The sequence below is a fragment of the Methyloprofundus sedimenti genome (assembly GCF_002072955.1).
Taxonomy (GTDB): domain Bacteria; phylum Pseudomonadota; class Gammaproteobacteria; order Methylococcales; family Methylomonadaceae; genus Methyloprofundus; species Methyloprofundus sedimenti.
Window position 1 is genome coordinate 499222 of sequence record NZ_LPUF01000003.1, and the last position, 13548, is coordinate 512769.

At 39.9% G+C, this 13548-nt stretch carries 10 protein-coding genes and 3 tRNA genes; 2 read left to right on the plus strand and 11 right to left on the minus strand.

The window, feature by feature from the left end; translation table 11 throughout:
• Nucleotides 1–254: 254 nt before the first annotated feature.
• Entirely contained in the window at nt 255–2108 is a 1854-nt protein-coding gene (locus tag AU255_RS17150) for a methanol/ethanol family PQQ-dependent dehydrogenase (protein WP_080524109.1), read from the plus strand.
• Nucleotides 2109–2266: 158 nt separating this feature from the next.
• Nucleotides 2267–3121: a quinoprotein dehydrogenase-associated putative ABC transporter substrate-binding protein gene (locus AU255_RS17155; RefSeq protein ID WP_080524110.1), complete on the plus strand. Its 855-nt coding sequence runs from the start codon at nt 2267–2269 to the stop codon at nt 3119–3121.
• Between the two features lie 105 nt (nt 3122–3226).
• Here the strand turns inward: AU255_RS17155 and AU255_RS17160 are convergent, their stop codons facing one another.
• From AU255_RS17160 to AU255_RS17210, 11 genes are all read right to left on the minus strand, one after another.
• Entirely contained in the window at nt 3227–5821 is a 2595-nt protein-coding gene (locus AU255_RS17160; RefSeq protein WP_080524111.1) for a UPF0182 family protein, read from the minus strand.
• 3 nt (nt 5822–5824) lie between these two features.
• A complete protein-coding gene (locus AU255_RS17165; RefSeq protein ID WP_080524112.1) occupies nt 5825–6763 on the minus strand; it encodes a peptidylprolyl isomerase in 939 nt (312 codons plus the stop codon).
• A 1219-nt stretch (nt 6764–7982) separates the two neighbouring features.
• Entirely contained in the window at nt 7983–8321 is a 339-nt protein-coding gene (locus AU255_RS17170) for a DUF2956 domain-containing protein (RefSeq protein WP_080524113.1), read from the minus strand.
• 313 nt (nt 8322–8634) lie between these two features.
• Nucleotides 8635–8709, minus strand: a tRNA-Gly gene (locus AU255_RS17175).
• 27 nt (nt 8710–8736) lie between these two features.
• Nucleotides 8737–8810, minus strand: a tRNA-Cys gene (locus AU255_RS17180).
• Between the two features lie 49 nt (nt 8811–8859).
• A tRNA-Gly gene (locus AU255_RS17185) sits at nt 8860–8934 on the minus strand.
• A gap of 58 nt (nt 8935–8992) precedes the next feature.
• Nucleotides 8993–9559 (minus strand): hypothetical protein, encoded by a 567-nt coding sequence (locus tag AU255_RS17190; RefSeq protein ID WP_080524114.1) that lies wholly within the window; start codon nt 9557–9559, stop codon nt 8993–8995.
• A 114-nt stretch (nt 9560–9673) separates the two neighbouring features.
• A complete protein-coding gene (locus AU255_RS17195) occupies nt 9674–10474 on the minus strand; it encodes an ABC transporter permease (RefSeq protein ID WP_080524115.1) in 801 nt (266 codons plus the stop codon).
• A complete protein-coding gene (locus AU255_RS17200) occupies nt 10474–11211 on the minus strand; it encodes an ABC transporter ATP-binding protein (protein ID WP_080524116.1) in 738 nt (245 codons plus the stop codon). The genes AU255_RS17195 and AU255_RS17200 overlap by 1 nt, the downstream gene beginning before the upstream one ends.
• A gap of 89 nt (nt 11212–11300) precedes the next feature.
• A complete protein-coding gene (locus tag AU255_RS17205) occupies nt 11301–12263 on the minus strand; it encodes a PQQ-dependent catabolism-associated beta-propeller protein (RefSeq protein ID WP_080524117.1) in 963 nt (320 codons plus the stop codon).
• Nucleotides 12264–12271: 8 nt separating this feature from the next.
• Complete coding sequence (locus AU255_RS17210) at nt 12272–13441, minus strand: ABC transporter substrate-binding protein (RefSeq protein ID WP_080524118.1); 1170 nt, start codon at nt 13439–13441, stop codon at nt 12272–12274.
• Nucleotides 13442–13548 lie beyond the last annotated feature (107 nt).

A 13548-nucleotide genomic window follows, 5' to 3' on the forward strand; every position in this document is an offset into this window, starting at 1 on the left:
TGCCGTAATAAATGATGCTTTACCAATAACTTACACTGATTTCGTAATAAGCAATCAAGTTTAACCCTCACAATCATCTAAGTTATAAGTTGACTTTTACCTCAAAATCATTAAATTTAATAGGCCGAAGTGATTGGAATAACCCGTAGCTCGGGATCAAAATAACATTACTTCGTTTAAGCTTAAAACTAATATTAGTCTTAACAACAACAAACACGGATCTATTTTTTAAATAGAATCTTTGGAGGAATTATATGAAGAAGCCTTTAAAACGCTTACTACTTGCTTCAACTGTAGCAGCTTTACTTGCAACGCCTTTTATTACATCTGCAAATAGTGGTGTTGAGAAATTAACCAGCAACCCTGCTAACTGGGCAACTTGGGGTGGCAACTACGCAGGTACGCGTTATAGTGAATTGGATCAGATCAACGCCAATAATGTTAAAAATCTGCAGCCAGCATGGTCTTTTTCTACAGGTGTATTACGTGGACACGAAGGTGGCCCATTAGTCATTGACGATGTTATCTATATCCATACACCTTTCCCTAATACAGTTTATGCGATTGATCAAGCAACACAAGCTGTTATCTGGGAATATACGCCAACGATGGATGCAGACGTTACTATCCCGGTTATGTGCTGTGATACGGTTAACCGTGGGCTAGCTTATGGTGATGGTAAAATCTTCCTGCAACAATCTGATACTGTTTTAACTGCTTTAGATGCTAAATCGGGTAAACGTATTTGGAGTGTACAAAATGGTGATCCTAAATTAGGGATGACTAACACTCAAGCCCCTTTAGTTGTTAAAGACAAAGTTATCACAGGTATTTCTGGTGGTGAATTTGGAGTACGTGGTTTCTTGGCTGCTTATGATATCAAATCAGGTCAATTGGTATGGAAAGGCTATAGTATGGGTCCTGATGGCGATACTATTATGGATCCTAAAAAATCAACAACCTGGAAAGATGGCAAAGTTACCCCTGTTGGTAAAAACTCAGGTACTAACACCTGGGAAGGCGACCAATGGAAAATCGGTGGTGGTACTACTTGGGGCTGGTTCAGTTATGACCCTGAACTAAATCTAGTGTATTACGGATCAGGTAACCCTTCTACATGGAACCCTGTACAACGCCCTGGCGACAACAAATGGTCCATGTCTTTATGGGCACGTGATGCTGACACGGGTGAAGTTAAGTGGGTTTATCAAATGACTCCACATGATGAGTGGGATTATGACGGTATCAACGAAACTGTTTTAGTTGATCAAAAAGTTAAAGGTGCAATGCGCAAAACTATCGTGCATTTTGACCGTAATGGTTTTGGTTACACATTAGACCGTGTTACTGGTGAATTGTTAGTTGCTGAAAAATTTGATAAATCAGTTAACTGGGCAACACATATTGATATGAAATCAGGTCGTCCAGTATTGGATCTTAAATACAGTACAGAAGCTAATGGTGAAGACGTTAATACTGTAGGCACATGCCCTGCAGCATTAGGTGCTAAAAACCAGCAGCCTGTTTCATTTTCTCCTAAAACTGGCCTATTCTATATCTCAGGTAACCACCTATGTATGGAATACGAACCATTTGAAGTTTCATATACTGCGGGTCAGCCTTATGTAGGAGCAACTTTAAGCATGATGCCGGCAGGTGCGGACGTACTTACAGGCAAACCGGATGGTACAACTAACCTGGGACAGTTCACTGCTTTTGATGCAACTACAGGTAAAATTGCCTGGTCTAACAAAGAAACATTCTCTGTTTGGTCTGGCTCACTTGCAACTGCTGGTGATGTAGTTTTCTACGGTACATTAGAAGGTTACTTAAAAGCTGTTGATGCAAAAACAGGTAAAGAATTATATAAATTCAAAACACCTTCAGGCATCATCGGTAACGTAAATACCTGGTCTTACAAAGGTAAGCAATATGTGGGTGTACTTTCAGGTATCGGCGGATGGGCTGGTATTGGTATCGCTGCGGGACTTGATTCAGGTGAATCTGATTCAAACTCTGAAGGCCTAGGTGCGGTAGGAGCATACAGAAGCTTAAGCTCTTTTACTAAATTAGGTGGTGTATTTACTGTATTCGCACTACCTAACTAAGATAATCTGTCTTTTAGATTAACTTAAACCTAAAAAGCCCCGGCTAATATTTTAGCCGGGGCTTTTTTGTTTATGCTGTAGGGTATATTATGTATCTACTTATGTTTAACGGTATGCAATGCATATCCTACACATCCTACTTTAATTTAAGATTACTCATGTTAGCCATACAATCATCTAAATCACTGCTTTCTGCTTTAATATTAAGTGCAGTAGCGTTTTCCAGCCACGCAACCGAAAAATTTCGAGTGTGTGCCGATCCATTGAACCCTCCCTATTCAAGCAAGAAACAAGACGGTTATGAAAATAAAATTGCTGAACTGTTTGCTAAACAACTAGATCAGGAAGTCGAATATTTCTGGTTTCCTCAGCGCATTGGCTTTGTACGCAACACCTTAAAAGCGACTATTGGTGATACTGAACAATATAAATGCGATGTCATTATGGGCGTACCAGCAGGTTTTGACTTTACCGCAACAACAGATTCTTATTATCATTCAACATATGTTTTGCTGATTGCTAAAGGTCGTGGCTGGGATAATATTACTATTCCAGAACAACTCAGATCACTCCCGCTTGCTAAGCAAGAACGTTTAAAAATAGCCATGTTTGACCGCGGACCAGGAACTGCCTGGTTACAACAAAGCGGATTATTAGACCAAGGGGTTCCCTACCAGACCATGACCGGTGACAGTGAAAACAACACGGCCATGATGATAAAAAAGGAATTACAGGCGGGTAATATTGATATGGTCATTTTATGGGGACCTATGGCTGCTTATATCGTCTCTCAACAGCCTGATGCCTATAAAATGCTGCCGATGAAATCAACTCTAAATCTGAAATTTGATTATTCTATGGCGATGGGTGTGCGTTATGGCGATAACGAGCGTAAAGCTCAGCTAAATGCATTAATCAACAAAAACCAGCAGCAAATCAATACAATTCTGCAAAGCTACCATGTGCCTTTATTGCCCATTCCCGAGAAAAAAGCAGACAAGGATGATGATTAAATTACAGAGCCTTTGAGGTGTACCGGCTTTAGCCTACACAGATAACAGTACAATATGTTGTGCAGGCTAAAGGCTTCCCCGGAAAAAACCTACTCTCGCAACCATTTAATCAGCGGATGTTGAGATAGGCTCTATCCTCCCTTGCGCGGCCATTATTTTTTTCTGCAATTTCTCAAAAGCCTGAGTCAGGGAATCTGCTATTTCCGTATGCCGACCCAGCGCTACAAGCACCTTCACCAGCGTAGGAAAACCCTCTGCCGAACTCGATTGTAAATACAAAGGCTGAATATAAAGTAAAGTATGCTCTACGAACACAATAATCATCCTTCCTCGAATAACTTTAGAGCCATGCTGATTCCACAAACTAAACTGCCTTGAAATATCTGGATTTTGATTCATTAATGCACTGACCTGTGCAGGCCCTTCTACTTGAACATCTTGAGGAAACTTATAGATAAAAATATCATCCTGATAATGCTCATTACAATGCTCAGCTTTTAAACAACCTGCAATAGCAATCGAATATAAATTATCCAGCCCTAAAGGCGAAAAGAGATTAACAGCAATAAATTTTTGACTCTCTACAGCTTTAGTTTTTTCCTGCTCTTCAATATCAAGAGTCAAATAATAAGGCTGCCCCGGTTTATCACCTATATGAGAAAACTCTAAAGCCGCACTTTGTTGATAAAATATGACTGGGTCTGTTTGATGAAAACGTGCATATAAGCGCATTTGCAAAGCGAACCAGGCTATAGTGTATCTAAAATGCTTGATAAAAGGCTTTGGCACCTGCGCAAACTCTTTAAACAAGCCAGGATAAAGTCGTTGATAGGTTTTAATTAATGGATCTTTACTATCAACCACATAAAAATCAACAGATCCGTTATATGCGTCAATAATAATTTTGACGGAATTCCGGGCGTAATTAAATTTTTCCGCTGTTGTACCTGGCTCTGAGTCTTCCAGAGTCACTGGTTGAACTAATGGGTAAAGCCTAGATGTGGTATAGGCATCAACTATCCAGTATATTTTATGATCGATCAAGACTGGATAGGGATCGTTATCCAGCATTAAAAAAGGTGCAATCTCTTTAATACGCTGATAAATATTACGCCTAACGAGTATACGGCTATCGTTGTTTATGCCCGCAGAAAAAAACAAACGCTCATCTTTAAAGAATATTGAGACCACTGCTTTAGCAAATAAAGATGATAACGGCAGACCACCCGTTCCTTGATAATCAGTGCTCATGTCACCTGATATTCTATTTTCAGGCTTTAATGATTCACTATTGGGTACCACCGCATATTTTGATTTTGCCAGCCCATAATAGATCTCAGGTCGATCTATACGTAATTTATCAAACTTTACATCCTGCCCAAAGTCACTGATTAACCATTGCATGGGTTTATTTGCTTGTTGATCGGAAGGCAACATAAGCATGCCATAACCATGCGTATAAACAAGATGTCGGTTACGCCAGTTTTGTGCCTCAACAGCAAGACCCTGATAATCAATTTCTCGAGCAGCAATATTCACTTGTTGATTTTTACCCCCTAACTTATAACGATCTGCAGCAATTTGATAAAAACTAAAATATGGCCGAATACTTTGTAATTGCTCAAAAGCAGAAAGTAATAGATCATTATCCCATAGTGGAATATTGTCTAATTCGCTAGTGATTTCTTTACTTATAGAGGCCGTTAAAGTGGGAACTACCGGATAATTTTTTACCGTGATATCATCAAAATTAAACGCATCAGCAGTAGCTTTAATATGGCGCTGAATATATTTAGCTTCCGCCTGAACCGGATTGGAGCTAACATAATAATCATCAATCAGATTTGGTATGACATCCGCCTGTTTAAGAGTCAATACTAGCAAGTAAGCAAGCCCAAAACCCATAGCAAGTTTATATTTTTGCCCGCTATACAGACTATAAATAGCGGCCACAGCTGTTCCTAAAAACAAGATAAAACTTAAAATAATGAGTGGTAATTGATGATTCATTTCCACAAACCCTGGCCCGAAAAAAACAGGTAAATGCCTGTCTTCATACAGCAATTCAATCCGTTCTAAAGCGATAGACCAGATTTGCAGAAAAATCAAAATCGCAACTAATATGGCAATATGTAATTTGGCCGCAGCAGGAAATTCCTGTAGCTTCTGTTTATGTTTCTTATAAAACACCAGATACAAACAACTAAGCAGCGCTATTAATACGGCAAAAATCCAAAGTAATTCTTTTTGTATCAGTGCATAGACAGGATAGGAAAAAAAATAGTAACTGATATCTTTAGCGTAGACCGGGTCAACAAGCTCGGATTTAGCGCCAAAATAATATAATAGAAAACTTTCCCAATGAGTATAAACTGGAATTAATAGCGGTATAACCAGCAAAAAAGATATCAGCCATAATAACTTTTTATTGCTTTGCAAAAATGCTAACAGACCTTTATTATCACTTTCCTTATGTAGTGATAATGCGCGTGGCATATAGGAAAAATTTAAGTAAACAAGATTTGTTAAAAGAATAGTCGTGCCAATTTTTACCAGCCACTCATAACTTTCCCGCAGAATAAAATAAGTGCCCAGATTCAAAGAGCGAAACCACCAGAATTCCATTAAAAACTCAGCAGTAAGATAAGCACACAGCCCGACTATCAGCAGCGCAACTATTAATTTAAACAATAATTTCATAATTTATTCCAAAATAAAATCAACACTGATTTGCGCGATATTTGAGCGTAAACTATGCATCAAGTCTTCTATCCCCGCACCCGGTTTATTAAAAACAGCCAGCAAAGCGTATTCTCCGGTCAGGCCTTGTGGTAGCGTAAAATTTAATACCGGGTGGCTTATTTCATTCACAGGAACTAACTCTTTAAACACGGCAGGCGCAGATGAAAATCCCTTCTCGGTTATATATAATATAAGACCATCACCGCTCAATACAGCAACCCATAAATCCAGTACTTCAAGCCTGTGCATTGTTTCTTCAAGCCGCACTCGAACGACTTCACCCGCAGTATAAACAGCATTTAAAGGTACAAACTCTAACTGCCCTGTACGCGGGCGCATGGCCTCGATAATAATTGGGTGTTCCGGCACATTGCGTATTAACCCTGCTTCAGTGGGAACTGACTCTGTCGCCACTGCACTAATAGTATCAACCACCTGCATACCCTGGATAACTTTGCCAAAAACAGCATAACCTAAGTTATCAAAAGATAAATTATCCACTGTATTAATAAAAAATTGTGATCTGGCGCTATCCGGGTTACTAAGCCGCGCCATTGCAATGCTACCACGTATATTTTGCAAACCCTCACCCAGCTCTAAAGCAATAGGCTCATGATTTTCTTTTAATTCCAGGGAGACAGAGTACCCTCCCCCCTGTATCAGAAAGTTATCAATGACCCGATGAAACAAAGTATCGTCATAAAAACCTTCACCGACATAAGTTAAAAAATTTTGCGTAGTGAGCGGGGCCTTATCTGCGGCTAATTCTACTGTAATCAATCCTTGAGTAGTTTGAATATCAACAATGGGATTAGCAGATGCAAAAGAGATCAAGGGGCTACACGCAATAACTAGCGCAATAACATTGAGATAATGATTAAAGGGAGATTTTTTTAACATAAAGCGAATAAATATTAAGCTACAGTCTGCTCAGAGAAAAGTAAAGAAGCGTAGTAGTAAGACAGCAAACTATTTAAGAATGCGTATGGCAAAATTGTAATTTTAATTATACCTTGAAATATGATTACACCTTAAGAAACTAAAACGTCATGATACGGGTAGCAGCCCTTTAGTTTGCATTTTAAAACAGCATACTAAAGATTTGCTCGCTGAAAAAGCTACCAGTGGAAAATCAAGTTCTTGTAAAAAAAAATTAAAGCGATCTTTGACAGCTGAATTTCCTTTGGTACATCTATTGAGTTTAGGACCATCATTTTGGTAGATGAACCTATCCTTCAAAAGCTTGGCACGCTAACGACCGAAAATGTTCGGATTCGGGACCTACTCTTCCCTGACATGCAGCTTTACTTCGGCGTACTGGACAACTGCCCCCCTACATAGGCGAGTCTGCGGAGCAATAGGACAGTCTCTCCCACACCGATCCGGAAAGTATCTCTGGAGACAGATCAAAGTGCCCTCGGTGGCATTCCGGCCTGAATCGAGGCATTGAACAAGCAGTGAGTAGCCTTTAGGGGGCAGTCAGAAGGCGTTTTCGTTGGTTTGCGCCTGTTACAAGGCTTGGTGCTCTCTGCACAGCGCCCGTAAACGCCACTCATTAACGCCAGGGCAATCATAAACCCGGTTGAGGCGTTAACTCAAGGCTCAACAGATATTTGATTCGCAAACAGTTGTTTCAATAACAAAGTCGCCGAATCTAATACTAGACTTAAAGATTTCTTCATCGTTATCCATTTATTCGACTCATTAACTTTCTAATCTGATTAAATGAATTTTAGTGAAACAGATGAATGGCCCTGCTTAATCATAAACAGTATCAACAAAATATTATCCAATATTGTTGAACTTACCCCGCCTATGCATGCATCAATTCAAAATATTTTTTGCAATAAATTCGGAAAAGCAGAATTCTGAGAGACTTGAAATTTAGGCATTGAAGAGTGGTTTAAGTTTATGAAAGCGATTTGTATATATTTTGAATGGCAGCAGTGTCTCGTAATGTAAAGCTTTACATCGCGAAACGTAATTAGATGATCAGGTGGGATCAAGGTATCAAACTTGATGTTTAATATTGAATGGGAAAGCTAACATAATGCCTATCTTGAAGTTTATAAAAAAATCAATCAGACAAACTGCTTATTTAATTGTTATCTGGTCGAATCTAAGTCAATATAAGATAAGCAGCAAAACCGCCCCAGCTTAACAGTAATAAAACCCATGCCAGGTAACTTTGACGATAAATAATTTCTGCATCTAACTCATGCTCAGGTTTTTCATCTAGCTGGTTTAACTTACCCGTTACTTTTTTAAGCTTCTTATTAAGCTCTCGTGACCTTTCTTTTTGCTGTTTTTTATACTGTTCTATGCCCTTCTGAACACCTTGGGCTATAAGCTTAGTCTGTTCTTTTGTTTGCCCTGGCCGTTGTGTAGCATTAGCAATTTTTAAAGCGTCATCATGAGTTTCAGGGGATGCCTGTTGTTTTTTTGAATATCTGCTCATTATGATTATGGGTTACACATATAACATTTTTATAGAATGGCTTGATGACGTACCCGTTTGACAAGCCCGCAATGAAATCTATCAATTCCTTGAAAAATAAGGTAGTTAGAAAAAATAAGTTCAACCCACCCCATACAAACTCTTAAAATAAAAGTGTTAAGATAATTTGACGCGATAATTAGGACGTAATCACTATTATACCGAATGCGCCAAATACTTTACTATCAGGTATTTTACGCTAAGCCGTTTATCAATATGTAATTTTTTTGATTAACCCTGGATAGGGTTGAAGATAATATGACTGAAATAAACATGGAGCGGGAAACGAGGCTCGAACTCGCGACCCCAACCTTGGCAAGGTTGTGCTCTACCACTGAGCTATTCCCGCTTCTTGTATGTCTTGTGTGAATATTTTTGGAGGCTGCGGCCGGAATCGAACCGGCGTAGATGGCTTTGCAGGCCACTGCATAACCACTTTGCTACGCAGCCTTAAAATCGAAATAAAAAAGCCGCGTTACTCGCGGCTTTTTAATTCTTTTGGAGCGGGAAACGAGGCTCGAACTCGCGACCCCAACCTTGGCAAGGTTGTGCTCTACCACTGAGCTATTCCCGCTCTGATTGAATTGCTTATTATAGCGATATTATTGATCCTGTCAATATCCCCTAATAAATTATTTCAAGTTTGTAGTCAATGTCCAGCCTTTAACGCCTTTACGACAATCACCCACTTCGTCCAATATCTCTATTTGAGCAAAAAGATTTTTCTTGCCAAAAGCTTCCTGAAAGCTTGTGATAGTAGCTCGAGTCCCTGTTGGTGCATTACAAACTACATCTTCACTTTCACTATCAAATGCAGCCATTTGCCCAGGTATTTTCAAAATCTTTAATGTTATACCAGAATCAGGCAATGCATTAGCCGCCTGCAGGGTATATGTCTGGCCAACCGCGTGAGCTATTTGTGGTGCTTGCAACTTTTTAGAATCGCCACCTGAAAAGAGAAATATGCCAGCAACTATTACGATGGCGGCAATACCTCCAAAAAATACTTTTGGGTTTTCATCTTTAAATTTCATTAAAGGAGGTTTTGCTTTTTCTACAGCATCCTCTACTGCATCCTCTACTGCATCCTCTACAGCATCTACTGCTTCTTCAACAGCATCCTCTATAGCGTCTACTGCTTTTTCAGCATTTTCCTTTATACTTTCTATTTCATCTTCAGTCGATTTGTATTCACTCATGGGTGACTCCTCATTATCTAAATAGTTATTTTTATTATTTATCTAGTTGTTTTTCTGTCAACTAAATGAATTTATTATACGCATGCAAAACCAGCTGCTTATTATACTTTAAAATTAACGCCCTTTCCCTTTCATCATTCCTTTGGAGGGATTATAACCTATCATAGCAAGTATAAAAAATAGCGCAAATGCAACTGCTGTATAAACAAAAGCTTGTTGGTTGTATTGAGCATACATTGCAAAGCGAAGAAACTCAACTGCTTGAGAAAAAGGATTATATTCTGCTAATTTATACAGCCATGCACTGGATTCCTGTAACTTCCATAAGGGATATAAAGCAGTTGACATAAAAAACATAGGGAAAATAACAAAATTCATAACCCCGGCAAAATTTTCCAGTTGCTTAATAAATGATGACAACAATAAGCCTAATGCACCCAACATTAACCCTGAGAGCATCAGGGCAGGAAGTAACCACAAATAGCCTTCTAAAGGTGCCTGAATCTGATAAAACCAGGCAATTGCCAAAAACACATAGACTTGCAGTATTGAAACAAAAACACCTGCCAGTAATTTTGACAGTAACAAGTACCAGCGTGGCAAAGGACTGACTAATAATATACGCATACTCCCCATTTCCCGGTCATAAACCATAGACAAGGAGCTTTGCATACCATTGAATAGCTGGATCATACCGATTAAGCCCGGAGTAATATACACTTCATAGAGTATATAAGTCTCATAAGGTGGAATAATGGCAATGCCTAATGCCGCTCTAAAACCTGCTGCGAAGACAAATAACCAGATTAATGGCCGAACTAATGCGGATAAAAACCGTTCTTTTTGTTTTACAAAACGCAATAACTCGCGAAATACAATACCCCAGAGGGCAAACCAGTAATGAAATATGCGCATCAGCCTTTTCCCAGAGTTAATTTAAAAAAAGCATCATTAATATTATCCGTTTGTGTCTGCTGAATAATATCTTTCACAGCACCCTCAGCTTTTACAGCGCCCTGATGAATAAGCACTACTTTATCAGAAGCATAGATTTCATCCATTAGATGTGTTGCCCAGAGCACTGCCAAGTCGCCATCCTGTGCGAGTTGGTGCACATGCTTAACAATCGCATGCCTGCTCGGCGCATCTAGTCCTACCGTGGGCTCGTCCAGTAACAACACACCAGGCTTATGCATTAAAGCGCGAGCTATCTCGACACGCCGTCTGTGTCCACCATTCAGCTGTCGCACGACTTCTTTGCGGCGTTCGTACATGCCCAGCCGCTCTAATTGTTCCTGTATACCCAGATTGGCCTTTTTTCTACTCATCCCCTGCAAAGCAGCATGATAACGCAAATTTTGCTGTACGCTTAAATCAAGATCCAGAGTTGTTTGCTGAAATACGACACCTAGCTGTGCCAATGCTTTTAGTGGTTGCTTGTGAATATTAAAACCCGCTAAATGAATATCACCCTGCTTATGTGCGTACAAACGGGTAATCAGGGAAAAAAGCGTACTTTTCCCCGCCCCATTCGGACCCAGCAAAATACAACACTGCCCTGCTGCAACGGTGAAAGTCAAATCGTGCAGAACATGTTTATTGCCATAGGAAAAATTTAAATTCGTTATTTCTAATGCTAATTTTTCAGCCATTATTATCCTGATAATATATAAGTCGATTTGTCCGGATGCCATACAACATGTCGAACAGGGTGACTAAAGTCCACTCTACAGACGATTAATCAAGGCTTAACTGCCAGCCCCCACGGATAACGCCCTACCGCTATGGATTTGGTTACTTTATGATTGTCTAAATCAATAATTGAAATATCATGACTCACGCCATTGGTGGTATATAAACGTGTCTGTTCAGGTGAGAAAGCCAGATTCCAGACTCGTGCACCGACTAATAAATACTTTTCCACCTCATACGTTTGGGCATTAACAACAGCTACGCGATTAGCAGGGCCCAATGCAACATATGCCCATTGCCGCTTTTTATCAACGACGACACCCACAGGCTGGATTTTTTCTTTACCTAATCCAGGCACTGCAAAATGTATTCGCTGGCTAATTTCTTTAGTCGCAACATCGATAATCATCAAGGTTCCATCAATTTCAGAAGTCACCCATAATTGCTGCCCATCCGCAGTAAAACTTAACGCCCTGGGCCGCGGATCGACCAGCGTATTCGCTTTGATTGTATAGGTTTTGGCATCAATCCAGTGCACCATATTAGTGGTTTCCGACGCACTCACTATCCATTGATTATCCGGACTAACGGCAATACCTTCAGGCTCAACACCTACACCGATTGCATGTATCGCCTGTCTGCTAAGCAAATCTATCACCGTGACCTGATTATCATCTTCATTAGAGACATACATGCGTGTGCCTGTCGAATTGATAGCAAAGGTTTCCGGGTCTTCACCGGAAGGCAGTCTGTTTTTAACTACTAGTGTATTGGCATCAATCTCAAGTACAGTGTCATCATCGCTAGTGGCAATATACAAAGTCTGTGCATCAGGACTTAATTGTATGCCCCGCGGCCTTTGTCCTATACTGACAGTCTTGATAAGTTTACCTGCAACTGGATCAACAACTGCGATAGCATTATCTTTTTCCAGACTGACAAACACTGTTTCTGCGCTACTTACTACTGAAAATAACAAAAGCCCTGTGCTGATTAATACTTTAGTATGCATATTTATTCCTATTGGCATTGTGTTTCTGGCTGATCATAACCTAAGGTATCTAATTCATTATGCGGATGCAAAAAACCCTCTAACGGTGCAGTAATCACTAATGAGGTTGGTGCAGCTAGTAAAACGGGCTGACGTAATTGTCCATTCCAGCTTCTAAAGCTAAGCGGCTTGCCTTTATAGCCTTGCAATTTAAAGCGATCACTTAATAAATAGGCTTTTACTGCTACAGCATCTACTGCCCGGGTACGGGTGACTGCTTCTCCGATGGCTCGAGCAGCTAAATAAGCGGCGTAATCCTGTTCCTGCATAGACCGGTTGGCCAAAGTTTTAAAACGATTTTGAATTTGTACTGCGCCCCATTGCTCGTGGGTACGATGCCATGCCGTTGCCACTAAACCCTGTGTGCCGATTACTGGCCTGGGCAACCAACTACGGTAGCTGATATATTCACCGAACAAGCCCTGTTCATCAGCAACTACCAAGACATCATAATCATCCACCTGAGTAAATACCGGAATATCTGACTGCGCGGTACGTCTTGCATCATAGCTATGAAGCCATTTTTTCTCAGCAATGATTTTCATGCCAAAGCGTTTAGCCGAACGCTTAATTGCCTGTGCATACAAGGCATCTTCAGCAGTATTTCCAGTCACTAGAAACCATCGATTCCAGCGCTTTTTCAACATATACTGTGCTAATGCATCTGCACGCATAGCGCGGCTGGGCAATATATGCAATACATTGCTTAGGCATTGATTATGCCGAAAAGCATCGGTGCGTGTCGCTACATCAAAAAGTAATGCCTGATTATTATTGAGTTGATTTATTTGCAGCAACTTCTCTGCCGGTAAATTCACAATAATAAGTTGTACGCCTTGCTTGAGTATTTCAGCAAATGCCTGTTTAACATCACCATCAACAGGCACTATAACTTGTTCTAATAAATAGTTCTGAGCAGTAAACTGACCGGTGGTGTTATTATCTTTTAGACCTAACAACGCACCTTGCAAACCCTTATCCGTAATAAAAGGCTCAAGATTAGACAAAGCTGACGGTACTTGTATTTCTTGTGTGAGATAGGCAATCTTGATTTCTTGCTGCTCACTCGCAATCAGCTTGTTACTGCATACCAGTGACAATAAAAGTAGATAAAATAGTAATAATCGGACAGTGAGCATTTTTATTAATTATTCGAGTTAATCAATTCAGGAGTGTGTAGTTTATATATCAATAAGTATTTTTATTATATATTAGAAGCGATAAATTCCCTTGTGTAATTCTGCTT

Bases quoted from the DNA above. Each gene is read 5' to 3' on its own strand.
- AU255_RS17150 (WP_080524109.1), top strand. From the start codon at position 255: ATGAAGAAGCCTTTAAAACGCTTACTACTTGCTTCAACTGTAGCAGCT.
- AU255_RS17155 (WP_080524110.1), top strand. From the start codon at position 2,267: ATGTTAGCCATACAATCATCTAAATCACTGCTTTCTGCTTTAATATTA.
- AU255_RS17160 (WP_080524111.1), bottom strand. From the start codon at position 5,821: ATGAAATTATTGTTTAAATTAATAGTTGCGCTGCTGATAGTCGGGCTG.
- AU255_RS17165 (WP_080524112.1), bottom strand. From the start codon at position 6,763: ATGTTAAAAAAATCTCCCTTTAATCATTATCTCAATGTTATTGCGCTA.
- AU255_RS17170 (WP_080524113.1), bottom strand. From the start codon at position 8,321: ATGAGCAGATATTCAAAAAAACAACAGGCATCCCCTGAAACTCATGAT.
- AU255_RS17190 (WP_080524114.1), bottom strand. From the start codon at position 9,559: ATGAGTGAATACAAATCGACTGAAGATGAAATAGAAAGTATAAAGGAA.
- AU255_RS17195 (WP_080524115.1), bottom strand. From the start codon at position 10,474: ATGCGCATATTTCATTACTGGTTTGCCCTCTGGGGTATTGTATTTCGC.
- AU255_RS17200 (WP_080524116.1), bottom strand. From the start codon at position 11,211: ATGGCTGAAAAATTAGCATTAGAAATAACGAATTTAAATTTTTCCTAT.
- AU255_RS17205 (WP_080524117.1), bottom strand. From the start codon at position 12,263: ATGCATACTAAAGTATTAATCAGCACAGGGCTTTTGTTATTTTCAGTA.
- AU255_RS17210 (WP_080524118.1), bottom strand. From the start codon at position 13,441: ATGCTCACTGTCCGATTATTACTATTTTATCTACTTTTATTGTCACTG.